Source organism: Rhodobacter sp. TJ_12 (assembly GCF_020023995.1).
In the GTDB taxonomy this organism is placed as follows: domain Bacteria; phylum Pseudomonadota; class Alphaproteobacteria; order Rhodobacterales; family Rhodobacteraceae; genus Rhodobacter.
Window position 1 is genome coordinate 134,474 of sequence record NZ_NRRD01000001.1, and the last position, 25,740, is coordinate 160,213.

A 25,740-nucleotide genomic window follows, 5' to 3' on the forward strand; every position below is an offset into this window, starting at 1 on the left:
GTCTCTCCTTGCGATCAGTGTCGCCGGTCACGGGGCCGTGTGCAAGCTTATTCAGCGCTCGATCGGGATCACTTTCGATGTCGGTCCGGGCTCTTTCGCCAGGTCTTCAAAATCGAAGTTATCCAGCCGATGTGCCCGCTTTCCCGCCTTTTCGGCAGAGATACGGATTTCCTCAATATCTTTGGCCGCCATTGCGAAATGCCGGTCCAAATTCGACACACGCCCGCCCAGCCGTTCCACATCGCCATAAAGCGCGGCCAGTTCGCGCCGGATCGCCCCCGCCTGCTCGCGCATCCGCGCGTCTTTCAAAACGGCACGCATCGTGTGCAGCGTCGCCATGCAGGTGGTGGGCGAGACGATCCAGACCTTGGCGGCAAATCCCTCGCGCACAAGTTCGGGGAAATTGCCATGCAATTCGGCATAGACCGCCTCAGAGGGCAAAAACATCAGCGCACCATCGGCGGTTTCGCCCTCAATGATATAGCGATCCGAAATCGCCCGAATGTGGCTGCGCACCGAAATGCGCATCATCCGCTGTGCTTCGATGATCTGGCTTTGGTTCTCGGCCCGGCGCAGCGCTTCATAGGCTTCCAGCGGGAATTTGCTGTCGACCACAATCGGCCCCGGCGGATTGGGCAGATGGATCAAACAATCGGCCCGACGTCCATTCGACAGTGTGGCCTGCATCGTGAACGCATCCGAGGGCAGCGCCTTTTTCACGATGTCATGCAGTTGGATTTCGCCAAAAGCGCCGCGGGTTTGCTTGTTTGACAGAATATCTTGCAGCCCCAGCACATTGCCCGACAGCTTTTCGATATTCGCCTGCGCTTTGTCGATGGCATTCAGCCGTTGCTGCAAATCGCCAAGGCTGCGCGCGGTGCGGGTGGCCGAGCCATGCAGGCTTTCGCTCATCGCCCGGTTCACCTCGGCCAGCCGCGATTCCATCAGCGACAACATCTTCGCTTGGCTTGCTGCCTGCGCCTCTGAGACATGATGCAGCCCGCCCGCCAATTGCTGCTGGCCGTCCGAGAGCGTCTGCACCCGTTGCGCCAGTTGCATCAGGTTCCCGGTCAATGGCTCGACCGCGCGCGAGGCCCGTGCCACCGCACGCAAGACCAAAAGCAGGAGCAAAAACACCAAAGCCGCCGCGCCAAGCGTCCCCTGCACAAGCGGGTCGTGCAGGTCGATCAGGTGAGTGCCAAGCTCGATCATGTGCGCCCGAACAGCCGCTCAATATCGGAGAGTTTCAACTCCACATAGGTGGGCCGCCCGTGGTTGCATTGGCCCGAATGCGGTGTGGCCTCCATTTCACGCAACAGCGCGTTCATTTCCTCGACCCGCATTTGCCGGCCCGAGCGGATCGAACCATGACACGCCATGCGGGACAGAACCGCCTCGATCCGGGCTTGCAGCTTCAGGCTTTCGCCTTGGTCGGCCAGTTCATCCAGCACATCGCGCAACAGCGCACCGGCATCAATCTCGCCCAAGATCGCGGGGGTTTCACGCACGGCGACCGCGCCGCCGCCAAAAGGCTCAATCGTCAGACCAAGGCGCTGTAGATCTTCGGCTGCGTCCAGCAGACGCGCGGCATCGCCGGGGGAAAACTCGACGATCTCGGGGATCAGCAGGGCCTGCGCCGCCACGCCATTTGCTGCCATTTGCTTTTTCAGCCGCTCATAGACCAGCCGTTCATGCGCGGCATGCTGATCCACGATCACCATGCCATTTTCGGTCTGCGCGACGATGTAATTTTCGTGCACTTGCGCGCGCGCGGCTCCCAAAGGCTGGCGGGTTAATTCCGGCGTCGCCTCCGGCACCGGCTCGACCCGCGCACTGGGGGCAAAGGGTTCGGGCGCGGGCCCGGTGAAGGGCTGTGGCGCCTCGTCAAAGCTATGGAGCGGCATCTGCGCGGCATAGGCGCTTTGGCGCGCGCCATAGCTTGGCCGATCCATCTGATAGACGCGCGGCGGGCCCGCAGGTTCGGGCTGCATCGCGCCCAGCGTTGCCGTGGCCACGGTTGACGATGCCCGATGCCCCGCTTGTGCCAAAGCATGACGAATGCCCGTCACAATCAACCCGCGCGGCACGCCCGCCTCGCGAAAGCGCACCTCGGCTTTGGCGGGGTGCACGTTCACATCGACTCGCTCCGGGTCGCAGGTCAGGAACAGCGCCGCCGCCGGATGCCGGTCCCGGGACAGAAAATCCATATATGCGGCGCGCAAAGCACCCAATAGCATCCGGTCGCGCACCGGGCGGCCATTGACGAACAAAAACTGCTCCACCGCCGCGCCGCGTGAATAGGTGGGCAACGCGGCATAGCCGGTCAGACGAATGCCCTCGCGTTCCGCATCCAGCGGCACCGCATTTTCGGCAAAGGCGCGGCCCAGAACCCGGCCCAGCCGCCCGGACAAAGCATCGAATAATTCACCCTGTTCGGCATCGGCGCGGAAAATCTCGCGGCCGGTGTCGCCCTTCACCTCGCGCAGGGTGAAGCTGACATAAGGCTCCGCCATGGCAAGACGCTTGATCACATCGGAAATCGCCTGCGCCTCGGCCCGGTCGGTGCGCAGGAATTTCAGCCGCGCCGGGGTGGCATAGAACAGATCGCGCAATTCCACCACGGTGCCGGATGTCAGCGCCGCCGGTTTGACCGGGCCCATCGTGCCGCCCGCCACGGTGATCTGCATGGCCTCTTCGCCCGCCACGCGCGAGGTGATGGTAAGCCGCCCCACCGCCCCCAAAGAGGGCAAAGCCTCGCCGCGAAAGCCGAAGCTACGAATATTCAAAAGATCGGTGCCATCAATCTTCGAGGTGGCATGCCGCGAAAGCGCGAGCGGCAAATCTTCGCCCGTCATCCCGCAGCCGTCATCGGTGATGCGGATCAGCGTTTTGCCACCATCGGCATAGGCCACATCGATCCGGCTGGCCCCGGCATCCAGTGCGTTTTCGACCAGTTCCTTCACGGCAGAGGCAGGGCGCTCTACCACTTCGCCCGCCGCGATCCGGTTCGCGGCGGCTTCATCCAACTGTCGGATCACGGGGCGCTCATTCGCGCCTATCTTGCGGGGTTCTGCGTTCATTCCACTAGGGATAGCATAACCCCCCAAGCGCCTAAAGAGATTCGGGGCGCCTAGTTCAGACCCACGGGCTGGCCCGCCACGACAAAGCGCAGCGCATCGGCATGCAGCACGCGTTGCGCGACCCGAGCCACGTCTTCGGCGGTTACCGCCTCGACCTGTTCATTGCGGGTGTTTATGTAATCAATCGGCATATGGTTGAGCTGCATGCCCGCCAGAATATCGGCGATCTTTCCATTGCCATCAAAGCGCAAAGGATAGGCGCCGGTCAGATAGGTCTTGGCGTCGCGCAGTTCGGCCTCTGTTACGGCGCCGCTGGCGGCACGCGCCCATTCGGCCTTCACGATCTCGATCGCCTCGGCGACCTTTTCATTGGCCGAGGCAAAACTGCCCTGCCATGTCTCGGCCAAATCCTTGGGCACCAGATAGGTGTAAATCCCATAGGTCAGACCACGCTTTTCGCGCACCTCTTCCATCAGCCGCGATGAAAAGCCCCCCGCGCCAAGGATCTGGTTGAGCACGTAAGCGGCAAAGAAATCGGGATCATCCATCGCGATGCCATCTTGACCGAAGACCACGACCGATTGCGGCGTGTCAAAGGGCACAACGGTGACGCCGCCGCTTAGCCCCAGTTCGGCGCGGGGCGGCATTTCGGCCCCGGTTTCGGGCAGATCGCCCAAAAGCGTATCCAGAAGCGGCCCCAATTCCTCGGGCGTGATATCCCCCACGGCAGAGACAATCACCCGGTCGCGGGCCATCACCCGGGCCTTGGCGTCAAACATGTCTTCGCGGGTCAGGGCCTGCACGCTTTCCATCGTCCCGTTGCGCGACGATCCATAGGGATGATCGCCATAGGCCAGCTTGCGAAAGGTTTCGCCAGCCAGATGATTGGGGTCTTGCGCATCCGAGGCGATGATCGACAAAACCTGTCCCCGCACCCGGTCGACCGAGGCTTGGTCAAAATGCGGCTCGATCAGCGCGCCGCGCAACAAATCCACTGCTTGCGCGCGGTTCTCGCTCAGCATCCGGGCCGAGATCGACAGCGCATCATCATCCACGTCAAAGCGGAAGCTGGCGGCCAATGCCTCTTGCGCGGCGGCAAAGCCTTGGCTGTCGAGATCGGCCGAGCCTTCCTCCAGCGTGGCGGTCATCAGATTGATCGCACCGCGTTTGCCCGGCGCATCAAGGCTGGCCCCGCCGCGAAACCGGATTTCAAGCGCGGTGAACGGAATGTCATGTGCCTCCACCAGCCAAGCGCGAATGCCTTTGGGCGAGGTGACTTCCTCGATCTCAAGCGCATGGGCGGGCAGGGCCAGAAGCGCCGCGAACAGGGTCAGCGCGGCAAGGCGCAGGCGTAGGGCCATGGTCATTGTGCCACCTCCGGGGCCAGTGCGGGCGGCGTGGCAGTGCCCGAGGCCGGCAGGGCGGCGGTGCTGGGCGCGGCCTTGGCCGGTTCGGCGTAAACGGTGACCGCATGGGTCGGGTCAAACAGGCGGCGCGCGGCGTCCATCACCTCTTCGGGGGTGACCGACATCAGCGCCGCAGGCCATGCCTCGACATCGGCAATCGTGAAGCCAGAGGCCAGCGCCTCGCCATAGCGATGCGCAAGGGCTTGTGTGTTGTCCCGCTCGTAAATCTGTGCGGCGCGAATTTGGGTGCGAATGCGTTCGAATTGCGCGGGATCGATCCCGGCGGCCAGAAACTCTTCCAGCGCCTTGTCGAGCGAGGCTTCCAGATCCGCCAGCGGCACATCGCGCGCGGGCATCGTCGCCAGCGAAAAAGTGGTCGGGTCCACCGACATGCCGTCATAGCCTGCCGAGGCATGGATCGCATCACCCGCTTCGAACACCAGTTTGCGGCCCAGAACCGAGGTTGCGGCATTGCCGCCCAGAACCTCGGCCAGAATTGTCAGTGCGGCGGCGGTGCGCTGGTCGCCCGGATTCCGCTCGGGGGCCAGATAGGTGCGCATCAGATAAGGCTGCGCGATGCGCGGATCGCGGAAGGTGATGCGCCGTTCTGCCAGTTGCGGCGGTTCTTGCGGGCGGACACGCGGTGGAATATCGGCCGAGGGAGCCAGCGGACCATAATAGGTTTGCGCCAAATCGCGCACCTGGTCTGGGGTGACATCGCCTGCCACGACCAACACGGCATTGTTGGGGGCGTAATAGCGTTGATACCATTCCAGCGCATCGTCGCGGGTCAGCGCCTCCATTTCCTGCCGCCAGCCGATCACCGGGGTGCCATAAGGGCTATTGAGGAATTGCGCGGCGCGCATCTGTTCGCGCAAAAGCGCGCTTGGATCGCTGTCGGTGCGCTGGGCGCGTTCTTCCAAGATCACTTCGCGCTCGGTCTGCCAATCGTCGGGCGAGATATGCAGATGGCGCATCCGATCGGCTTCCATCTTCATCACCAGTTCCAGCCGGTCGGCGGCGATGCGCTGGTGATAGGCGGTGTAATCATACGAGGTGAAAGCATTGTCAGAACCGCCATTGGCCGCCACAACCTTTGACAATTCGCCCGGGGCCAGCGTGTCGGTGCCTTTGAACATCAGATGTTCAAGGTAATGCGCAATGCCGGATTTGCTCCGCTTTTCATCGGCGGCCCCCGCTTTATACCAGACCATCTGCACCACGACGGGGGCCCGATGATCCTCGATCACCACGGTTTCAAGCCCATTGGGAAGGGTGAAATGCGTCACCGGCGCGGCTATGGCGCCCATGGTCGAAATGGCAAAAACAGCGGCGGCAAGAACGGCGCGCATGGAACCCTCCGTGAAAACTGCGCTCAAAGTAGTGGCGCGGGCCGACGATACAACCGCGTGCGACCGGCTTTGACGCAGGTTTGATCGCGCGTTATGGCAACACGTCTTGCGCCAGACCCGAGGGCGGGGCGGCGGGGGTGCGGGCCCCGGCCTTGCGCCACCGTTCCAACTCGGCAGCCTTGTCGAGCGACATCGGCCGATAGGCTTTGTAATAAACCGTCACGTTGAAAAGCCGCTCCAGCAAGCGCCCGTCATGGTCGCGGCGGTATTGCAGGTCTTCCTCGGCCAGACGGTCGCGGATATCGGCTCCGGTGCCGAACCGGCCCGCGCGCGCCAAAAGCGCGCCATCGCCGCGCGGCACGCCATTGGGCTTGAGTCGTTCGGGGTTGCCGCCCAGTGCCGCCACGGCATCGGCTTCGGGCGTGGGGTCGGTGATGTTGGTGCCGCCCGGCGTCGGATCGGGCAGTTGCGCCAGATCCTCGGGCATCTCCAGCGGTTTGGTGGGCAGAATGCCGAATTCATCCGGCCCGGCGGTCGAAGAGCGCAGGTGCATCAACTCGGGTGTCTTGTCGGATCGCGAACAGCCAGCCAAGGCCAGCGCCATCACCAGCGCAATCCCGAGCGTGTTCGTCACCGATCGCATAGGCCACCCCATTGCAAGTTCCTGCCCCGTCTTAGCCTATCGCCGTCGCCGCGTCACGCCCCAATGGCGGGCTAGCTGCGGCGTTTCGCATTGCCCTCGCCGGTGAAAAACACCAGCCCCGCAGCGCCTGCGAAAATCGCAATATCGGCTACGTTGAACGAATAGGGGTTTTGCCAGAACGGCAAGGACATGTTGAGAAAATCCGCCACCGCGCCATAGGCGAGCCGGTCGATCACATTGCCAAGCGCCCCGCCGATCAGCAGCCCCGAGGCGAGATGCGCGCGGCGCGCATGCGTCCCACGCGCGACCCAGCCCCAGACCCATGCCGAAATCGCCAGCGCGATCACGATCAGCGCCCAGCGGGTGATCTCATCTTCGCCCGAAAACAGGCCGAAGTTGATCCCCCGGTTCCACGCCATGCGCAGATTGAACCACGGGGGATACACGTCGATCGCGCCGACCCGGTCGAGGGCCATCAGATGCACGACGATGTATTTCGACACTTGGTCGAGCATTAACACCGCCGCACTGGTCCAGCCCACCAACCGCATCTGGGCCTCAGTGACGGAAGTGGCGCATGCCGGTAAAGACCATGGCCAAGCCACGTTCATTCGCCGCGTCGATCACCTCTTGGTCGCGCATCGAGCCACCGGGCTGGATAAGCGCGGTCGCCCCCGCTTCGGCTGCGGTGATCAGGCCATCGGCAAAGGGGAAGAACGCATCCGAAGCCACGACCGAGCCTTGGGTCAGCGGCGCCGCCAAGCCCATCGCCTCTGCCATGTCTTGCGATTTGCGCGCGGCGATCCGGGTGCTGTCGACGCGGCTCATTTGGCCCGCGCCCACGCCGACGGTGGCCCCGTCTTTGACATAGATGATCGCGTTTGATTTGACGTGTTTGGCCACTTTCCAAGCAAACAGCAGGTCTTTGAGCTCTTGTTCGCTGGGCGCGCGTTCGGTGACGACCTTCAGATCGTCCAGCGTGATCGCGCCATTGTCTTTGCCCTGCACCAAGAAACCGCCCGCCACTTGGCGATAGGTGGTGATCGCCGCTTTCGGATCGGGCAACGCGCCGGTGGTCAAAAGGCGCAGGTTTTTCTTGGCGGCGAAAACGGCTTTCGCCTCATCCGTCGCCTCGGGCGCAATCACAACCTCGGTGAAGATCTTCACGATCTCTTCGGCGGTCGCCGCATCCAGCGTCTGGTTCAGCGCGATGATCCCGCCAAAGGCCGAGGTGCGGTCACAATCGAACGCGCGGGTATAGGCTTCGGTCAGCGTCGCCCCGGTGGCCACACCGCAGGGGTTGGCGTGTTTGATGATCGCGCAAGCGGGCGCGGCACGGTCAAACTCGGCCACCAACTCAAACGCCGCATCGGTGTCGTTGATGTTGTTGTAGCTCAGCTCTTTGCCTTGGTGCTGCGCGGCGGTGGCCACGCCCGGACGGCCCGAACCATCCAAGTAGAAGGCGGCCGATTGATGCGGGTTTTCGCCATAACGCAGGGTTTGCGCCAGCTCACCGGCAAAGGCGCGGCGGCGGGGCGTTTCTTCGCCAATCGCGCCCGCCATCCAAGTGGAAACGGCGGCGTCATAGGCTCCGGTGCGGGCATAGGCGATTTGCGCGAGCTTTTGGCGGAAGGCGAGCGTGGTCGCCCCGTCATTGGCATCCAGTTCGGCCAGAACCGCGTCGTAATCTTGCACATCGACCACGGTGGCGACAAAGGCATGGTTCTTCGCCGCTGCGCGGATCATCGCCGGGCCGCCGATGTCGATGTTTTCGATGCAATCTTCATAGGCCGCGCCTTTGGCCACGGTCGCCTCGAACGGGTAAAGGTTCACAACCAGCAGGTCGATCACCTCGATCCCGTGGGTTTCCATCGCGGTGACATGTTCCTTGTTGTCGCGCAGCGCAAGCAAACCGCCATGCACCTTCGGATGCAGCGTTTTCACGCGGCCATCCATCATTTCGGGAAAGCCCGTCACATCGGCCACGTCGCGCACATTCAGCCCGGCTTCGCGCAGCGTTTTCGCGGTGCCGCCGGTCGAAAGCAGTTCCACCCCACGCGCCGCCAGCGCACGGGCAAAATCAACAAGCCCGGTCTTGTCAGAAACAGACAGCAGGGCGCGGGTCAGGGGGACGGGTCTGGTCACGGTGGCAGGTCCTTTGATCAGGTGTCATTGGGAGTCGGCGCAGGCTCGCCGTTGGCCGAGGGGGTATCCTGTGCCTTGGCTAAGGTCCAGTTGATTTGGCTGATCGGCTCGCGCAGGCGGCCGGAAAGCACGATCTGTTGCGTGGCACGGGGTCGCAGGCGGCCCTTTTCCAGATAGACCGAGGGTGCCAACGACAGATCCACCAGACCGTCGAAACGGAAGATCCAGATCTCGCCGGATTTGAGCACCATCGACACCGCCCAGCCGCCCATATCCAGCGCGGCATCGACGTCGGGGTGCAGATGGAACCGGATCGTGAAGGGAATGCCGCGCAAGGCATCGGCGTCAAGCAAGGCTTCGAACCGGGCCTTATCAGGGGGCGCCATGGCCCCCAGCGTGTCGGTGCCCGTCAGCCGGTTGCCATCTGGGTCAAGTTCCAACTCTCGGATATGAGTCAGCCCATGGGTCGATAGATAGCCGTCATGGCCAAAAAGCGCATGGCGCGCCGGGTCGGATTCGGGGCGCATCCAGACCTCTTTCGGGGTCTCGTCGAGCCATGTGCGCGTGGCGCCGCCGCTGCGCGTTGCCGGGCCAAGGCGTGACGAAGAATAGCCCTCGATCGCAAGGGTCGAATGGCTGGGCGTGGCGCGGCCCGCGCGGTGCCAATCGGGCCCGAACATCGCGCCAGAGCCGCAATTGACAATCAGCGGCCAGCGCCCCGAGGTCAGTTCCATCGCCAAGGTGGAGGCATGCGCATTGGCCGAGGCGGCGCCCTGCGGCGGCGCGGCGGCATCGACGATGAGGCTGGTGCGCCCGGCATGCAACCGTCCGAAACCCATCGCCAAGTCGCGCGGGGGTGATTGCCGGGCCCCCGATGCGGCCAAGGCCGCGTCCAGCCGCCCTTCAAGACCGCGCCCGCCGCCGTGAAACCGCGCCAAGCCGCCATCGGCATGGCGCAGCGCGCGCAAGGTGGGCGCGATCCGGGCGATGGCATCCAGATGCGCGGGCAGGGCGGTGCGACCGGCCTGCGTCATCGCATCGGCGGCCCAGATCAGAAGCGAAAAGACTTCCAGCAATTCTTCGGGGTTGCGGGTCGGGATGCCGCCGCCCGCATCGACCAGCGCGGCGCATTCGGCGGCCAAGGCCTCTGCCGCCGGGGTGGCGTGATTTTCCATGCCGGTCAGCGCAAGACTGGCGTAAATCAGCCCCGTCAGCGCCTCGAACCGCGGCAGGCCTGGGCTGGCCGACCGCCAGCGCCGCGCCAAAAACAGGGTTTGTTGCCCCAAAACGCGAAAGAAGGCCTCTGCCTGCGTCTTGTCGCGGCCATTGAGCAAAAAGATCGCATGATTGATCAGACGAATGAGCCGCCGCCCGGTCAGGTCTGGCGTCCAGCCGGGCCCCTTGCCCGCCCCGAAGCGCGCGACCCACTCAAAGGTCCAGCCCTGCGCGCGCTCGCGCGCGGCGCGGTCGCCCACGGCGGCCAGATCATCCAGCCAGGTGCAGCCGTGCAGGGTTTCTTCAAAGCTTGGGTCCGGCATCGGCAGGTCCCAGATCGACAGATCCGCGCCCTCGACCAAGAACCCGGCGAACAAAAAGTTGCCCGCGATCAACTGCCGCCCGCGCGCGAAAGAGCCAATGGTGCGGGGCTCGGGCTGGCTGATAAAGCCGGTGGCCGGGCGGGCGCGGGCCACCCGCAAGGCGGCCAAACGGTCCAGTGCCGCCGTAAAGCGCCCGCGGGGCGCGCCTTTGGAAGATGTTCCGCCGCCTGTCATGCCCGTTTGGCCCGAAGGCCCGTTGTTGAGATTGCGCGCACCATAGTGCCGCCCTCGCCCCCTGTCATTTCCTGATTTCAAGCCATCGGCAGGCGTTGCAGCCGCGCCATGAAGAACCCGTCGAGCCCGCCGGTTTCATGCCAGAAATCGGGGCGCAGTCGCAGTGCGCCCGCGTCTGTGACCCAGCCGGGTTCAAGCCCCGCTATATCGGGTGGGGCGATGCGCAGGTTGGGATGGCGTTGCAGTGCGGCGGCAACCTGCGCTTCGCCTTCTTCTGGCAGAAGCGAGCAGGTGGCATAGACCAGCCGCCCACCGGGTTTGAGCCAACCCAGCGCCCGGTCGATCAGCGCGGTTTGCAGCGCGACCAGATCCTTGATCCCCTTGGCATCTTTAACAAAGGGCAGGTCGGGATGGCGGCGAATCGTGCCCGTGGCGGAACAGGGCGCATCCAACAAGATGGCATCGAAGGGGGCCTTTGGGTTCCAGTCCAGCGCATCGGCCACGACGGTTTTCGCCGTCACCTGACACCGGGCAAGGTTTTCTTGCAGCCGATCCAGCCGCGGGGCGGAAATATCGAGCGCGGTCACATCGGCCCCCATCGCAGCCAATTGCAGCGTTTTGCCCCCGGGCGCGGCGCAAAGGTCCAACACCGTTTCGCCCGGCTGCGCGGCCAGCAGCTTCGCGGGCAAGGCGGCGGCGGCATCTTGCACCCACCAATCGCCCTCGGCATAGCCCGGCAGATCGGTGATCTGGCCCGCTTGCGCCAGCCGCAGTGACCCTGTGGGCAAAAGCTCCGCGCCAAGTTTTTCGGCCCAAGCGGCGGCATCGGATTTGACTGAAAGATCCACCGGGGCGCCTGCCAGATGCGCGGCTTCCATTTTCATCACCGCCACTTTGCCATAGGCCGACATCAGCCGCCCGCGCAGCCAACCCGGCAAGGCGGGCGGGTCAAGCCGCGCCCAACGGGCCGCATCCGCCGCGACCTTGCGCAAGACGGCATTGATCAGCCCGGCAAAACCCTCGGCCCGGCGGCCACCGGAATGGGTCAGCGTCACAAGCGCATCCACCACGCCATGCGGGGCCGCTTGCAGCGCACAAATCTCGACCACGCCCAGCCGCAACACGGCCAGCAAATCGACTGGGGGCTTTTTGCGCAAATGCGGTTTCAGCATCGCATCGGCGCTCGGCAGGTTGCGCAAGGTGGCCAGTGCCAGCCGTTGTGCGCGGGCGCGGTCTTGGGGGGGCAGCGCCGCCAATTCCCCCGCCTGTTCGGCCAATGTCAGCCGCTCTTCCAAAACGCCCACCAAGAGGGCAGCGGCCGCACGGCGGGCCGGATCGATGCTTGCCATGGCGCGTCCTTTGCGCATTTTGCCGGGCGCTTGTTGTGCCGGGATGCGCGGCCTATAACAGGGCGAACCCCAAACGCAAAGCCGGAGGCCCGCATGAGCGAGGAAGACCGCAAGGACCTGCCGCCCGCCGCAATCCGCGCGCTGGCTGAAGCCGAAGAACGCCGCAGGGCCGCAAAGGCGCTGAACCTGCCGCCCGAACTGGGCGGGCGCGACGGGCCCGAACCCGTGCGCTACGGCGATTGGGAGAAGAAGGGCATCGCCATCGACTTTTAAGCGGGCGCGCTTGTGGCACGCCCCGGGGGCTGTCTGCCCCCGGACCCCCGAGGATATTTAGGCAAAGTCGAAGGCAGGGCTTGAGAGCTTAAAGCCCCAGCACGTCGATCATGTCATATTGGCCGGGCTTTTGATCGAGCCCCCAAAGCGCGGCCTTCAGCGCGCCGCGTGCGAAAATGGCGCGGTCGGTTGCGATATGGCGCAAAACGATCCGCTCGCCCGCAGCGGCAAAGATCACATCATGTTCGCCCACGATGTCGCCGCCGCGAATCGCGGAAAAGCCGATCGCGCCGGGTTGGCGGGCGCCGATGATCCCGTCCCGTCCCGATTCGGTGTTGCCCTCAAGCGTGATGCCCCGGCCATCGGCGGCCGCTTGCCCCAGCATCAACGCGGTGCCCGACGGCGCATCGACCTTGCGGTTGTGATGGGCTTCGACCACCTCGATGTCCCAATCGGCGTCGAGGGCTTGTGCCACGGTTTTCGCAAGCTTGGTCAGAAGGTTGACGCCAAGGCTCATGTTGCCCGCGCGGATTTGCACCGCATGGCGCGCGGCAGGTTCCAGCGCATCGATCTGGCCGGGCTCAAAGCCGGTCGTGCCGATCACATGCACCGCGCGGGCTTGCGCGGCGAATTTCGCAAATTCAAGCGTGGCGGCGGGGGCCGTGAAATCGATCACCGCTTGCGCTTTTGCAAAGGCTTCAAGCGGATCATCGGTGACGATCACGCCATTGGCGGCACCGCCCATCGCCGCGCCCAGATCTTGGCCGATCCAGTCATGGCCCGAGCGCTCCACCGCGCCGACAAGCCGCGCCTTGCCCGAGGTCGTGACGGTCTTGGCCAGCATCTGACCCATGCGCCCCGAAATTCCGGTGATCACGATGCCCGGCAAATCGCTCATCTTTTCCTCCTTGGTTTCGCCCGTCTTTAGACCGTGACCCGCCGATTGGCAAAGCCCCGTTGCGGGCAGGGCGCGAAAGCACTATGTGCGGGGCATGGCAAAGAACCGCTTCCATTCGGGCGATGGCCCCTCGCAACGGCAGCTTCGCGTTGGCGAACTGATCCGCCGGACCCTGTCTGACGTGCTGATGCGCGGCGAGGTGCATGACCCGGAGCTGAACCGCATCTCGATCACCGTGGGCGAAGTGCGCCCCTCGCCCGACCTGAAAGTGGCCACCGTTTACGTGGCGCCGCTGGGTGGGTCTTTGGGCGGTGAAAGCGCCGAGGCGATGCTGGCGGCTTTGCGCCGCAACTCGGGCGAGCTGCGCCACCATGTGGCCAAAGCGATGACGTTGAAATATGCGCCCGATCTGCGGTTTCGTGTCGACGAGACCTTTGATCGGCTGGATGAGACGCGGCGGATCTTTTCAGATGAGACCGTGCAGCGCGATATCGCCGCGCGGGACGATGATGAAGACACTCTGGGCTAGCCTGTTTGCCGCGCTGGCGCTGATTGTGCCGCGTGCGGCGCTGGCCGCTGACCCTTGCCGTACCGTTACCTTTGAAGATACGCCCTTCACCGTGTGCGAAGCGCGCGCGGGAGACGATGTGCGGGTGTGGCTGCGTGATGGGGCGGGCGGCATTTTGGGCACGATTCCGCGGGTGAAAGCGACCCTCGCCCCGGGCGAGCGGCTGGTTTTTGCGATGAATGCCGGTATGTATGCGCCCGATCGCTCGCCAGCCGGGCTTTATATCGAAAACGGGCAAGAGTTGCACCGGATCATCACCAACGAAGGGCCGGGCAATTTTGGCATGCTGCCCAATGGTGTGTTTTGCATTTCTGACCGCTTTGCGGTGGTGGAAAGCCGCGCCTTTGCCGCCAATCCGCCCGGCTGCCGCTATGCGACCCAATCCGGACCGATGCTGGTGATTGATGGCGCTTTGCATCCGCGGTTTTTGCCTGACAGCGACAGCACCTATATCCGCAACGGGGTGGGGGTGTCGGGCGATGGGCTGACGGCGTGGTTCGTGATTGCGGACAAGCCGGTCAATTTCCACCGTTTCGCGCGGTTCTTCCGCGATGAACTGGGTGCGCCCAATGCGCTTTATCTTGATGGCTCCATTTCGCGGCTGTTTGTACCCGCGCAGGGGCGGGCAGATTTTGGCCTGCCGATGGGGCCGATTGTCGGGCTTGTGGCCCATGATCAAGCGCCCGATTGACCCGCGCGCCCGCAGGCGCTAGCAGGCGGGCTTGCGAAAAAGGGAGCAAGTGATGGGCCGCAAGAAGGGGCGCGATATTTCCGGCTGGATCGTGGTCGATAAACCGGCGGGGGTGACCTCGACCGCGGTGGTGGGCAAGGTGCGCTGGGCGCTGGATGCGAAAAAGGCGGGCCATGCGGGCACGCTGGACCCCGCGGCGACCGGTGTTCTGGCCGTGGCGCTGGGCGAGGCGACGAAGACCGTTCCCTTCATCACCGATGCAATGAAATGCTACCATTTCCAAGTGCGGTTCGGTGCGGCCACCAGCACCGATGATGCCGAGGGCGAGGTGTTGGAGACCTCTGACAGCCGCCCCACTGACGCGCAGATCGAGGCGGCTCTCAGCGCCTTTCGCGGCGATATCATGCAGGTGCCGCCGCAAGTTTCGGCGGTGAAGGTCGCGGGCGAGCGCGCCTATGATCTGGCCCGCGAAGGGGTGGAGATGGACTTGGCCGCGCGTCCGCTTTGGGTGGAAAGCCTTGTCGTCACCGCGCGCCCCGATGCCGATACGGTCGAACTGGAAATGGTCTGCGGCAAGGGCGGTTATGTGCGCGCGATTGCCCGCGATTTGGGCCGGGCGCTGGGCTGCTTTGGCCATGTGGCGTGGCTGCGCCGGGTCTGGTCCGGCCCCTTCGAGGCGGATAAGGGGCTTAGCTTGGATCAGATCGACGCGATGGCCCGCACGCCCGAACTGGACGAAAAGCTATTGCCGTTGGAGCTGGGGTTGGATGACCTGCCCGAGGTCAAAGCCACGGTCGAGGGCGCGGTGCGGCTGAGCCATGGGAACCCGGGACAAGTGATCTGCTCTGGCGTTGAATTCGGCACCGAGGTCTGGGTCAGCCGCGACGGGCTGGCCATTGCGGTGGGGCGCTACATGGGCGGCGAGGTGCATCCCGACCGCGTTTTCAACCGGTAGGGCGATGATCTCCCGCAGCCATACTAAAGGCGATGCCTCCTCGATCGCGGTTTATTCCGACTGCGAAAAATACCGCTATTTGCTGACGCGGGTCTGGGATGAAAGCCAGCCACGCGCGCTGTTTGTGATGCTCAACCCCTCGACTGCGACAGAGGTGCAAAACGACCCCACGGTGGAGCGCTGCGAGCGTCGGGCGCGCGCCTTGGGGTTTGGGGCTTTTCGGGTGACGAATATCTTTGCCTATCGTGCGACAGACCCCAAAGACATGCGCGCACAGTCAGACCCCGTTGGCCCGGAAAACGATGCCGCCATTCTGGAAAGCCTTGATTGGGCGAAGGGGCCGCAAGACCGAATCATCTGTGCTTGGGGCGCGCATGGGGCCCATTTGAACCGTGGCGCGGCGGTCGAGCGGCTTTTGCGCGACAGCGGGCGCGCCTTGCATCATCTTGGCCTTACTGCGGCGGGGGCCCCTAAGCATCCGCTTTACATTGCTTATGCCCAGCCGCTTCTGCCTTGGGGGCCGCTTTGATCCGTTAAACATGAACGGAAAAAGGTGCCGGTCATTGCTTGGTCTTGGCTTTGTTTTTGCTTGAGTGTGCCAATGTCTCGCGTCTGTCGATGGTTGGTGAGGTCGCGTGATGTTGTTTCTGTCCGGAGTGTTGGGGTTGCTCATGGCCGGAATGGCGGCGGGTATGGTTCCGCTGGGCGGTGGTGAAACGCTCGAAGATACCGAAGACGGGGCCGAGCTGTCGGACGTTTCTGAATCCGTAGGCGCGGCCGACCTGATCGACGACGCTTTTTCCGATATGTCCTCCAGTGCGGCGGGAACAGCGGTGGGGGAAAACGGCACCGTGACCGTGTTGCCCGGCGCGCCGCCGGTGGAGGCCCTCCCCCCCGAGACCGCAGCAACCGACGAGTCTGATATCTTGTGGGGCGATCTTTTGCCCGATCGGATCGACGGGCTTGCGGGCGATGACCAGATCAATGGCTATGCGGGCGATGACACGCTTTTCGGCGGTGTGGGGGATGACACGCTTGTGGGCGCAGACGGGGCCGATCATCTGCTGGGCGGCGAGGGGGATGACAGCCTGATCGGTGAAGATGGGGCCGATACGCTTACGGGCGATGACGGCGCCGATACGCTTGTGGGTGGCTTTGGCGCTGACAGCCTTTTGGGCGGTGTGGGTGATGATAGCCTTTTGGGCGGGGCCGATGCGGACAGGCTGGAGGGCGGCGCGGGCAATGACAGCCTGTCGGGCAATGATGGTGCTGACACGCTGACGGGCGGGCTTGGCATGGATGAGTTGTTTGGTGGCACCGGCGACGATGTGCTGATCGGCGTGGTGGCCGATGAGACGACCGGCTCGCCCGATGCCGATGGACTGGATTTCCTCAATGGCGGCGAAGGGGCCGATACGCTGATCGTTGGAGCGGGGGATTGGGCCTCGGGCGGGGAAGAGGGCGATGTCTTCGCGCTGGGCGATTGGATCGCGCCCGAAGAGCCCGCCACGATTGCCGATTACGACGCGACGCAAGATCAGATCGTTGTGGTCTATGAGCCCGGCAGCGACGTGATGCCGAAGTTGACATTGGAGCCCGCCGAGACGGACGGAAATCTGTGGATTTGCCTTGATGGGATGCGCTTGGCCGAGGTTGTGGATGCGGGTACGCTGCAACTATCGGATCTGCGGCTGGTGACCCCGGCGGAAATTCGCGCCGCCTAATCGGGTCTGCCCCGTCGTCGCTTTTTGCAAAGCTTTTCGCTTTTCTTGTGGCGGATTTTCCGCTAAACGCCGCCATCCGCTGGATTCGGCGGAGCCTCCACGGGCCTTGCTGGACGACATCCCGGCCTGCGCCATAACCCTTAACCAAGGAGACCCCGATGTCGATCACCGTCGAAGAGAAAAACCGTCTCATCAAAGAATTCGCCACCAAAGAAGGCGACACCGGCTCGCCGGAAGTCCAAGTGGCGATCCTCAGCTCGCGCATCGCGACGCTGACCGAGCACTTCAAAAGCCACAAGAAGGACAACCACTCGCGTCGTGGCCTTCTGATGATGGTGGCCCAGCGCCGCAAGCTGCTCGACTATCTGAAAAAGAAAGACGTGGCCCGCTACCAGTCGCTGATCGAGCGTCTCGGCCTGCGCCGCTAATCTTTCCGAAATCGGAATACGGAACGCCCGTCGCGCCAGCGGCGGGCGTTTTGCGATTTTCTGCCTACACGCGACCGAAAGAGCCTGTGACAGCGCCCCTCTGGCCAGCAAAGCCGCGCGGGGCAGTGAACGCTCAGACGCTGCGCAATCATAGCGTGTGAATATATTTGTGCAGTAATGCCCTGGATTGTGCGGGCCCGGATAAACTCCACCCTTCCCAAATCCCTTGTTTTCCTGTATGCGCGCCCCATCTGCGACGTGAGCCTCAACCCCCGGGCACATGCGAAGGATAGGGGGCGGCGGCAATGGGGCCGCCATATGCCGGGAGACATGGGAAGGGCCCATGCGTGCTCCCAGACAGGATACGCTGATGTTCAACATGACGAAAAAATCGATCCAGTGGGGCGAAGAAACGCTCACGCTGGAAACGGGCAAGGTTGCCCGTCAGGCCGATGGCTCGGTGATCGCCACTTTGGGTGAAACCTCGGTCATGGCCAACGTGACCTTCGCCAAAGAGGCGAAGCCGGGGCAGGATTTCTTCCCGCTGACCGTGCACTACCAAGAGAAATACTATGCCGCGGGCAAAATCCCCGGCGGCTTCTTCAAGCGTGAAGCGCGTCCTTCGGAAAAGGAAACGCTGACCTCCCGCTTGATCGACCGTCCTTGCCGTCCGCTTTTTGTGCCGGGCTTCAAACATGAAGTGCTGGTGATGGCGACGGTTCTGTCGTGCGACCTTGTGAACGACCCCGACGTTGTGGCGATGATCGCCGCCTCCGCCGCGCTGACCATTTCGGGCGTGCCCTTCATGGGGCCGATCGGCGCCGCGCGCGTGGGCTTTGTGAACGGCGAATACGTGCTGAACCCGGCCATGGATGACATGACCAAGCTGCGCGACAACCCCGAGCAACGCCTTGATCTGGTCATCGCGGGCACCAAAGACGCCGTGATGATGGTGGAATCGGAAGCCTATGAGCTGACCGAAGAAGAAATGCTCGGCGCCGTGAAATTCGGCCATGACGCGATGCAGCCGGTGATCGACCTGATCATCTCGCTCGCCGAAGAAGCCGCGAAAGAGCCGTTTGACTTCACGCCCCCCGATTACTCGGAGCTTTATGCGAAGGTCAAAGAAGCGGGCGAGGCCGAAATGCGTGCCGCTTTCGCGATCAAGGATAAGCAAGAGCGCACCAACGCCATTGCCGCCGCGGTCGAAACCATCAAGTCGAAACTGTCCGAAGACGATCTGGCGGATGCCAACCTTGGTTCGGCGATCAAGAAGCTGGAATCGGGTATTCTGCGCGGTGACATCATCAATGGTGGCGCGCGTATCGATGGCCGCGACAACAAGACTGTGCGCCCGATCGTGGCGGAAGTGGGCCTTTTGCCCCGTACCCACGGCTCGGCTTTGTTTACCCGTGGCGAAACGCAGGGCCTTGTGGTCACCACGCTTGGCACCGGCGATGACGAACAAATCATCGACGCGCTGAACGGCAACTATCGCTCGAACTTCCTGCTGCACTACAACTTCCCGCCCTATTCGGTGGGTGAAGTGGGCCGTGTGGGCTCGCCCGGGCGTCGTGAGATTGGTCACGGCAAACTGGCATGGCGCGCGCTGCAAGCGGTGCTGCCGGCGGCGACCGATTTCCCCTATACGATCCGCGTCGTGTCCGAGATCACGGAATCGAACGGCTCGTCCTCGATGGCGTCTGTCTGCGGCGGTTCGCTGTCGATGATGGATGCGGGCGTGCCGCTTAAAGCCCCGGTGGCGGGCGTGGCGATGGGCCTGATCTTGGAAGACGATGGCCGCTGGGCGGTGCTCACCGACATTTTGGGTGACGAAGACCACCTTGGCGACATGGACTTCAAAGTGGCGGGCACCGAAGCCGGGATCACCTCGCTGCAGATGGATATCAAAGTCGCGGGCATCACGCCGGAAATCATGCAGCAGGCGCTGGCGCAAGCCAAAGACGGCCGGATGCATATCCTTGGCGAGATGGGCAAAGCCCTGTCGGCTGGCCGTCAAGAATTCTCGGCCCATGCGCCGCGTATCGAAACCATGCAAATCCCGACCGACAAGATCCGTGAAGTGATCGGTTCGGGCGGCAAGGTGATCCGTGAAATCGTCGAAGTGTCGGGCGCCAAAGTCGACATCAACGACGACGGCATCATCAAGATCGCCTCGGCCAATGGCGATGCCATCAAGAAGGCCTATGACATGATCTATTCGATCGTGGCCGAGCCGGAAGAAGGTAAAATCTACCGTGGCAAGGTCGTGAAGCTGGTCGATTTCGGCGCCTTCGTGAACTTCTTCGGCAAGCGCGATGGTCTGGTACATGTGAGCCAAATCGCTGGCAAGCGTCTGAACCACCCGAACGAAGCGCTGAAAGAAGGCCAAGAGGTTTGGGTCAAGCTGCTGGGCTTTGATGACCGTGGCAAGGTGCGCCTTGGCATGAAGATGGTCGATCAAGAGAGCGGCGAAGAGATCGTGGCCGAAAAGAAAGAAGAGCAAGCCGAAGGCTGATCTTGCACGATCTGAAAGAATGAGCGCAGCCCCCGCCTTGTGCGGGGGCTGTTGCGTTTTGTCTTAACGACCGTAGACGGTTTGGCGCGCGATCTCATGCGCATTGAGGCGCGACAGGCCGATATCGTCCCAATCGCGATTGCTCATGTTTTGCAGTTCATCAAGCAGGGCAAGATATTCGCGGCGTTGCGCCATTGCGGCGCGGAACTCGGCCAATTTGCGAGCCAGCGGTTCGACACTAAGGAAGCGCGGCAAAGAGAGGGAAGGGGCAAAGGTCATCTGAACCTCGTATCGTTCGCGTTATTCCTCCCTGTGCCAACAACTAAGCCCGCAAGCCCGTTGGGACAAACGGTCATGCGGAATTGCCGCGATGCAGAAACTGCATGACTGGTAAGGTCAAGTTACCAGATTGCGCAAAATGCAGGCAAAGGGCCTGCGCGACGATGGCTTGCCTTGCGTTTGGTGCCCTGTCACCCTGTCTCTATCAGGGAGAGAGCCATGATCGAAAAACGCGCCTTTTACATCGGCGGCCATTGGGTCGCCCCCGCGATGCCGCGCGATCATTTTGTGATCGATCCATCAACCGAGGAACCCTGCGCGATCATTTCCTTGGGCGATCAGGCCGATACCGATGCCGCTGTGGCCGCAGCCCACAAGGCCGGGCCGGGCTGGGCCGCGACGTCCCCGGAGGAGCGATTGGCCTGCGTGGAGCGGCTTTTTGCCCTCTACCAAGCCCGCGCAGAGGAAATGGCCCGCGCGATCAGCCTAGAGATGGGCGCGCCGATTGATATGGCGCTGGCGTCTCAGGTCGAGGCGGGCACATGGCACATTTCCAACTTCATCACTGCGGCGAAGGCGTTCGACTGGGTGCGCCCGTTAGGGGATGGCACGCCCGGTGCGATGATCGCCTATGAGCCGGTGGGCGTTGTGGGCCTTATCACGCCGTGGAACTGGCCAATGAACCAGATCACGCTCAAGGTGATCCCAGCGCTGCTTGCGGGCTGCACGATGGTGCTGAAACCCTCGGAAGAGGCGCCTTTGTCGGCCATCTTGTTTGCCGAATTGATCGATGAGGCTGGCGTGCCCGCCGGTGTGTTCAACCTTGTGAACGGCGATGGCGCGGGCGTGGGCACCCAGCTTTCCACCCACCCCGATGTCGAGATGATTTCGTTCACCGGCTCCACCCGCGCGGGGCGATCCATTTCCAAAGCGGCAGCCGAGACGTTGAAACGCGTCTGTCTGGAATTGGGCGGCAAGGGCGCGAACCTGATCTTTGCCGATGCGGATGACAAGGCGGTCACGCGGGGCGTGCGCCATTGCATGAACAATTCGGGCCAAAGCTGCAACGCGCCAACCCGGATGCTGGTGGAACGCGCCGCCTATGACCGCGCGGTGGAAGTCGCTGCCGAAGTGGCCGCGCAAATCCGTGTCGGCTCTGCGCATGAGCCGGGCCGCCATATCGGCCCGGTGGTGAATGAAGCGCAGTTTGAAAAGATCCAGTCCCTGATTGAGACCGGGATCAAGCAAGGCGCGCGGTTGGTTGCGGGCGGGCTGGGTCGCCCCGAGGGGCTGAACAAGGGCTATTTCGTGCGCCCCACGGTTTTTGCAGATTGCACGCCGGACATGATGATCATGAACGAGGAAATCTTCGGCCCGGTGCTTTCGATCATGCCGTTTGACAGCGAAGAAGAGGCCGTCGCCATCGCCAATGCGACGCCTTACGGGCTGACAAACTATGTGCAGTCGCAAGATGGCGCGCGGCGCAACCGCTTGGCCCGTTCGCTGCGCGCGGGGATGGTGGAGATGAACGGCCAAAGCCGGGGCGCGGGCGCGCCCTTTGGCGGGGTGCGCGCCTCGGGCCGGGCGCGCGAGGGCGGGCGCTGGGGGATCGAAGAGTTTTGCGAGGTGAAGTCGATTTCGGGCTGGGCGGGCTAAGCCCCGCCCCTTGCCCTTTTGGCTCATGCGGGCCATTCTCGCGCGCCCAAAGGAGACGCAAATGACCTTCACCCTCGCCACTTGGAACATCAATTCGGTTCGCCTGCGGGAAGCGCTGGTGTGCCGCTTGATGACCGAGGAAGCCCCCGATGTGCTGTGCCTGCAAGAATGCAAAAGCCCGGTCGAGAAAATCCCGTTCGCGGCTTTTGAAGCCTTGGGCTACCGCTACATGGTGGCGCGCGGACAAAAGGGCTACAACGGCGTCGCGATCTTGTCGAAGCTGCCGATGCAAGAGGCGGCAGCCGAAGATTACGCCAATCTTGGCCATGCCCGCCACATTGCCGGGCGGCTGGAAAACGGGGTGACGATCCACAATTTCTACGTGCCCGCGGGCGGCGATGTGCCAGACCGAGAGCAGAACGTGAAATTCGGCCAAAAGCTCGATTTCCTGACCCATATGCGCGATGATTTCACGGCATCTAAGCCCCAGAAATCGATCCTTGTGGGCGATCTGAACATCGCGCCGCGCGAAGATGACGTGTGGAACCACAAGGCGCTATTGAAAATCGTCTCGCATACGCCGATCGAGGTGGAGCATCTGGCGCAGGTGCAAGAGGCGGGCGATTGGGTCGATATTACCCGCAAGGACATTCCCGAGGGGCGGCTTTATTCGTGGTGGTCCTACCGCTCGCCCAATTGGGATGCCGCCGACAAAGGCCGCCGACTCGATCATATGTGGGCCACGCCCGATATTGCCGGCGCCGCGCATTCAAGCCGCATTCTGCGCCCGGTGCGCGGATGGGAGCAACCCTCGGATCACGCCCCCGTCTTCGCCACATTCGATCTTTGAGATATGGCCCCTTGGCGTGGTGCAACCGGCACCGCATATAGGGGCAAAGACCGCGAAAGAGGATTTCCATGTTCGGAACCGATACCACCCCCGCGCAAAGCTACGTCAAAGACGTCACCGAGACGGATTTCATGACCGAGGTCGTCGATGCCTCGATGTCGACCCCGGTGATCGTTGATTTCTGGGCGCCTTGGTGTGGCCCGTGCAAACAGCTTGGCCCGATGCTCGAAGAGGCGGTGAATGCCGCCAAGGGCAAGGTGCTGATGGCCAAGATCAACGTCGATGAGAACCAGCGGCTCGCGCAAGCGCTGGCGCAACAAGGCCTGCCGCTGCAGTCCATCCCGACCGTTGTCGCCTTCTTCGAGGGCCGCCCGGTCGATATGTTCCAAGGCGCGGTGCCCGCCTCGCAGGTCAAAGCCTTTGTCGAGAAACTGGCGGGCATGGCTGGCGATGGTGGCTTGGGCGAAGCGATTGCCGCCGCCGAAGAAATGCTGACCCAAGGTGCGGCGGTGGATGCGGCCGAGACCTTTGCCGCGATCTTGGGCGAAGAGCCTGAAAACGCCGAAGCCTATGGCGGGTTGGTGCGGGCGCATCTGGCCGCTGGCAATGTCGATCAGGCCGAGCAGCTTCTGGCCGCCGCGCCCGACAAGATTGCCACCTCTGCCCCGGTCGAAGCCGCACGCGCGCAATTGGCGCTCGCCAAGCAAGCGGCCGAAGCGGGCCCGCTGGATGATCTGAAAGCCAAGGTCGACGCCAACCCCGATGATCATCAAGCCCGGTTTGACTATGCCACCGCGCTGCATGCGGCGGGTCAGGTCGAAGAGGCGGTTGAGGAACTGTTGGAGCTGTTCCGGCGTGACCGCGAATGGAACGACGCGGCGGCGAAAACCCAGCTCTTCACCATTTTCGATGCGCTCAAACCGACCGATCCGATCGTGGCGAAAGGCCGTCGTCGGCTCTCGTCGATGATATTTGCCTGAGGCGAGAGGCGGGCTATTTGATGCGTATGATCAAGCCCAGTGACCTGCCTGACCAAATCCCGCTTTTCCCGTTGCCCGGGGCGCTTTTGCTGCCTCGGGGGCGGTTGCCCCTGCATATCTTTGAGCCGCGCTATTTGCAGATGCTGGAAGATTGCCTGAAAACACCGCAAAGGCTGATCGGCATGATCCAACCATGCAAAGGCCGCGACGGGGAGGAACGGCTGAGCACCATCGGCTGCGCCGGGCGCTTGACCGGCTTTTCGGAAACCGAGGACGGGCGCTATATGATCACGCTTTCGGGTGTGTCGCGGTTCCGTATCGGCAAGGAAATCGAAGGCTTCACCCCCTACCGCCGTGCGGTGGTCAACTGGTCCCCGTTCGAACGCGACCTCGGATCGGCTGAGCATGACCCGAGCTTTGATCGCGAAACCTTTCTTGAGACTTTGGCGCGCTATTTCCATGCGCAGGGGCTCGATACCGATTGGGAAGCGCTCAAGGACGCCGAGGATGAGTTGCTGATCAACTCGCTGTCGATGCTGCTGCCGTTGGAAGCCGAAGACAAACAGGCGCTATTAGAGGCTCCCAGCCTGACGACCCGGCGCGAAACGCTGATGACGCTTTTGGAATTCGTGCTGCATGGCGGTGGGGAGGAACGGCGGCAATGACCGAGGCTTCGCTCGACGATGCGCCCACGCCGGAAACCCTGCCCGCCGTCGTACCAGAGGCTCAGCGCGGCGGCTTTGACCGGCGCATGCTAGAGGCGTTGGTCTGCCCCTTTAGCCAAACCTCGCTGCATTATGATGCTGAACGCCAAGAGCTTGTGTCCCGCGCGGCGGGGCTTGCCTTCCCGATCCGGGGGGGCATTCCGATCCTGATCGCCGACGAGGCGCGGCGGTTGAAATAGCCCGCCTTAAACCGGGCGGCCCTGCATCAGCTTTGGCAGCGGACCGGCAATGCCTGCGGCTTGGCGCATGAAGCCCCGGCGTAACGGTCCGATCGCCTGAACGATCCCCATACCCAAGTCGCGGCCCGCGCGCAAAACAGGATTATCGTTTGAAAAGAGCGTGTTGACCGCATCCATGCCAAGCGCCATTGCGGTGGACTCGAATCGCCGCCACTCTTGATAGCGGTCCAGCACGAAGCTAGTGCCGTAATCTTCGCCCCGGCGCATTGCCTCGATCACGACCTCGGCCAAGGCCGCGACATCGCGCAGCCCAAGATTGAGGCCTTGTCCCGCAATCGGGTGCACCCCATGTGCGGCATCGCCAATCAGCGCCACGCGCGGTGCAACATAGGATTTCGCCAACGTCAGATTGAGCGGATAGCTGAACCGTGGTCCGGCCAACTCTATCTGCCCCAGAAAATCGCCAAAACGCGGGCGCACCAGTGCCATGAAATCATCGTCGCTCAGCTTTTGCACCGCGGCGGCGTTTTCTTCCCGTTCGCTCCAAACAATCGAGGAGCGGTTACCGGTGAGCGGCAAGATCGCGAGCGGCCCAGAGGTCATGAACATCTGATAGGCGATGCCGTCATGGGGCTTTTCATGGGCAATGGCGGCCACCAGCGCGGTCTGGCCATAGCCCCAGCCTTCGCGGGTGATGCCCGCGCGTTCGGCCACACCCGAACGGCGCCCATCGGCCCCCACCAGAAGCTTGCCCGTCAGGCTGCGCCCATCGGAAAGTGTCGCCTTGATCCCGCCTGCCACCTCTTCTTGTGCGATGACGGCGGTTTCGGATATCAGCGTGATCAGCGGCGTGGCGTCAACCGCCGCCATCAGGGCGCGATACAAGAATCGGTCTTCGAGCATGTAGCCCACCGGCTTTTGATCCAATTCGCGGCTGTCGAAATGCAGGAAAAACGGCGCGACCCCTTCACCGGGGCGGCCATCGAACGCCTTCACATCATTGATCGGTTGCGCTTCCGCCGCCACGGCGGGCCAGATCCCCAGCGCGCCAAGCAGCTTTTGCGACCCCAGGGCCAAGGCATAGGCCCGCCCGTCAAACGTATCTTCGGCGCGGCGCGTAGCGGGCGCCGCATCGATCACGGTCACGGTCAGCCCCGCCTGCGCGAGGGCCAAGGCAAGCGCGGGGCCATTCAGGCCACCACCAGCGATAAGAACGTCGGAATCCTGTGTCATGCCCCCAATATGGCGTCCATGGCGGGATTGTCCATT

General features: G+C 63.1%; 25 protein-coding genes. 13 read left to right on the forward strand and 12 right to left on the reverse strand.

Annotated elements, in window-relative coordinates; translation table 11 throughout:
• Window positions 1–51: 51 nt before the first annotated feature.
• The 9 genes from CKO11_RS00640 to CKO11_RS00680 form a co-directional block, all read right to left on the reverse strand.
• Window positions 52–1,212, reverse strand: coding sequence for a DNA recombination protein RmuC (locus CKO11_RS00640; protein WP_223631871.1), 1,161 nt, complete (start codon window positions 1,210–1,212; stop codon window positions 52–54).
• A complete protein-coding gene (gene mutL, locus CKO11_RS00645) occupies window positions 1,209–3,080 on the reverse strand; it encodes a DNA mismatch repair endonuclease MutL (protein ID WP_223631873.1) in 1,872 nt (623 codons plus the stop codon). Before mutL ends, CKO11_RS00640 begins: the two co-directional genes overlap by 4 nt.
• Window positions 3,081–3,130: 50 nt before the next feature.
• On the reverse strand, window positions 3,131–4,447 hold the full coding sequence (locus CKO11_RS00650) for a M16 family metallopeptidase (RefSeq protein ID WP_411741976.1): 1,317 nt from the start codon (window positions 4,445–4,447) through the stop codon (window positions 3,131–3,133).
• Window positions 4,444–5,838 (reverse strand): M16 family metallopeptidase, encoded by a 1,395-nt coding sequence (locus CKO11_RS00655; protein ID WP_223631875.1) that lies wholly within the window; start codon window positions 5,836–5,838, stop codon window positions 4,444–4,446. The genes CKO11_RS00650 and CKO11_RS00655 overlap by 4 nt, the downstream gene beginning before the upstream one ends.
• 91 nt (window positions 5,839–5,929) lie before the next feature.
• Entirely contained in the window at window positions 5,930–6,481 is a 552-nt protein-coding gene (locus CKO11_RS00660; RefSeq protein ID WP_223631877.1) for a DUF3035 domain-containing protein, read from the reverse strand.
• Between the two features lie 71 nt (window positions 6,482–6,552).
• Window positions 6,553–7,032 carry a signal peptidase II gene (lspA, locus tag CKO11_RS00665; RefSeq protein WP_223631879.1) on the reverse strand — a complete coding sequence of 160 codons (480 nt, stop codon included), beginning with the start codon at window positions 7,030–7,032 and terminating at the stop codon, window positions 6,553–6,555.
• A 7-nt stretch (window positions 7,033–7,039) separates the two neighbouring features.
• Window positions 7,040–8,626, reverse strand: coding sequence for a bifunctional phosphoribosylaminoimidazolecarboxamide formyltransferase/IMP cyclohydrolase (gene purH, locus CKO11_RS00670; RefSeq protein ID WP_223631881.1), 1,587 nt, complete (start codon window positions 8,624–8,626; stop codon window positions 7,040–7,042).
• Between the two features lie 17 nt (window positions 8,627–8,643).
• Window positions 8,644–10,398: a heparinase II/III family protein gene (locus CKO11_RS00675; RefSeq protein ID WP_223631883.1), complete on the reverse strand. Its 1,755-nt coding sequence runs from the start codon at window positions 10,396–10,398 to the stop codon at window positions 8,644–8,646.
• A 77-nt stretch (window positions 10,399–10,475) separates the two neighbouring features.
• On the reverse strand, window positions 10,476–11,747 hold the full coding sequence (locus tag CKO11_RS00680) for an RsmB/NOP family class I SAM-dependent RNA methyltransferase (protein ID WP_223631885.1): 1,272 nt from the start codon (window positions 11,745–11,747) through the stop codon (window positions 10,476–10,478).
• Window positions 11,748–11,840: 93 nt separating this feature from the next.
• Between CKO11_RS00680 and CKO11_RS00685 the strand changes: the two genes are divergently transcribed.
• The gene (locus CKO11_RS00685) at window positions 11,841–12,020 is read left to right on the forward strand and encodes a DUF1674 domain-containing protein (RefSeq protein WP_223631887.1); all 180 of its coding nucleotides are present in this window, start codon (window positions 11,841–11,843) and stop codon (window positions 12,018–12,020) included.
• 88 nt (window positions 12,021–12,108) lie between these two features.
• On the opposite strand, the gene dapB is transcribed toward CKO11_RS00685, so the two are convergent.
• Window positions 12,109–12,918 carry a 4-hydroxy-tetrahydrodipicolinate reductase gene (gene dapB / locus CKO11_RS00690; protein WP_223631889.1) on the reverse strand — a complete coding sequence of 270 codons (810 nt, stop codon included), beginning with the start codon at window positions 12,916–12,918 and terminating at the stop codon, window positions 12,109–12,111.
• A 94-nt stretch (window positions 12,919–13,012) separates the two neighbouring features.
• Between dapB and rbfA the strand changes: the two genes are divergently transcribed.
• The 7 genes from rbfA (at window position 13,013) to pnp (ending at window position 19,802) form a co-directional block, all read left to right on the forward strand.
• Window positions 13,013–13,447 (forward strand): 30S ribosome-binding factor RbfA, encoded by a 435-nt coding sequence (gene rbfA / locus CKO11_RS00695; RefSeq protein WP_223631890.1) that lies wholly within the window; start codon window positions 13,013–13,015, stop codon window positions 13,445–13,447.
• Complete coding sequence (locus CKO11_RS00700; protein WP_223631891.1) at window positions 13,428–14,177, forward strand: phosphodiester glycosidase family protein; 750 nt, start codon at window positions 13,428–13,430, stop codon at window positions 14,175–14,177. The genes rbfA and CKO11_RS00700 overlap by 20 nt, the downstream gene beginning before the upstream one ends.
• 52 nt (window positions 14,178–14,229) lie before the next feature.
• Window positions 14,230–15,132, forward strand: coding sequence for a tRNA pseudouridine(55) synthase TruB (gene truB, locus CKO11_RS00705; RefSeq protein WP_223631892.1), 903 nt, complete (start codon window positions 14,230–14,232; stop codon window positions 15,130–15,132).
• Between the two features lie 4 nt (window positions 15,133–15,136).
• Window positions 15,137–15,661 carry a DUF1643 domain-containing protein gene (locus CKO11_RS00710; protein ID WP_223631893.1) on the forward strand — a complete coding sequence of 175 codons (525 nt, stop codon included), beginning with the start codon at window positions 15,137–15,139 and terminating at the stop codon, window positions 15,659–15,661.
• Window positions 15,662–15,803: 142 nt separating this feature from the next.
• Window positions 15,804–16,856 (forward strand): calcium-binding protein, encoded by a 1,053-nt coding sequence (locus tag CKO11_RS00715; RefSeq protein ID WP_223631894.1) that lies wholly within the window; start codon window positions 15,804–15,806, stop codon window positions 16,854–16,856.
• A gap of 158 nt (window positions 16,857–17,014) precedes the next feature.
• Window positions 17,015–17,284 carry a 30S ribosomal protein S15 gene (gene rpsO, locus CKO11_RS00720; RefSeq protein ID WP_223631895.1) on the forward strand — a complete coding sequence of 90 codons (270 nt, stop codon included), beginning with the start codon at window positions 17,015–17,017 and terminating at the stop codon, window positions 17,282–17,284.
• 370 nt (window positions 17,285–17,654) lie between these two features.
• A complete protein-coding gene (gene pnp / locus CKO11_RS00725; protein ID WP_223632332.1) occupies window positions 17,655–19,802 on the forward strand; it encodes a polyribonucleotide nucleotidyltransferase in 2,148 nt (715 codons plus the stop codon).
• A gap of 63 nt (window positions 19,803–19,865) precedes the next feature.
• Here the strand turns inward: pnp and CKO11_RS00730 are convergent, their stop codons facing one another.
• Complete coding sequence (locus CKO11_RS00730; protein WP_223631897.1) at window positions 19,866–20,081, reverse strand: DUF1127 domain-containing protein; 216 nt, start codon at window positions 20,079–20,081, stop codon at window positions 19,866–19,868.
• Between the two features lie 219 nt (window positions 20,082–20,300).
• Between CKO11_RS00730 and CKO11_RS00735 the strand changes: the two genes are divergently transcribed.
• The 5 genes from CKO11_RS00735 to CKO11_RS00755 all read left to right on the forward strand — a co-directional run bounded on the left by CKO11_RS00735 (window position 20,301) and on the right by CKO11_RS00755 (window position 24,471).
• Window positions 20,301–21,737, forward strand: a complete 1,437-nt coding sequence (locus tag CKO11_RS00735; RefSeq protein WP_223631899.1) for an aldehyde dehydrogenase family protein — start codon at window positions 20,301–20,303, stop codon at window positions 21,735–21,737.
• Between the two features lie 61 nt (window positions 21,738–21,798).
• The gene (locus CKO11_RS00740; protein ID WP_223631902.1) at window positions 21,799–22,587 is read left to right on the forward strand and encodes an exodeoxyribonuclease III; all 789 of its coding nucleotides are present in this window, start codon (window positions 21,799–21,801) and stop codon (window positions 22,585–22,587) included.
• Window positions 22,588–22,655: 68 nt separating this feature from the next.
• A complete protein-coding gene (locus CKO11_RS00745; RefSeq protein ID WP_223631904.1) occupies window positions 22,656–23,567 on the forward strand; it encodes a tetratricopeptide repeat protein in 912 nt (303 codons plus the stop codon).
• Between the two features lie 26 nt (window positions 23,568–23,593).
• The gene (locus CKO11_RS00750) at window positions 23,594–24,232 is read left to right on the forward strand and encodes an LON peptidase substrate-binding domain-containing protein (protein WP_223632335.1); all 639 of its coding nucleotides are present in this window, start codon (window positions 23,594–23,596) and stop codon (window positions 24,230–24,232) included.
• 86 nt (window positions 24,233–24,318) lie between these two features.
• Window positions 24,319–24,471 (forward strand): Trm112 family protein, encoded by a 153-nt coding sequence (locus CKO11_RS00755; protein ID WP_223632338.1) that lies wholly within the window; start codon window positions 24,319–24,321, stop codon window positions 24,469–24,471.
• 6 nt (window positions 24,472–24,477) lie between these two features.
• Here CKO11_RS00755 and CKO11_RS00760 read toward each other — a convergent pair whose 3' ends face one another.
• Window positions 24,478–25,704, reverse strand: a complete 1,227-nt coding sequence (locus CKO11_RS00760; RefSeq protein WP_223631906.1) for a UbiH/UbiF/VisC/COQ6 family ubiquinone biosynthesis hydroxylase — start codon at window positions 25,702–25,704, stop codon at window positions 24,478–24,480.
• Window positions 25,705–25,740: the final 36 nt, after the last annotated feature.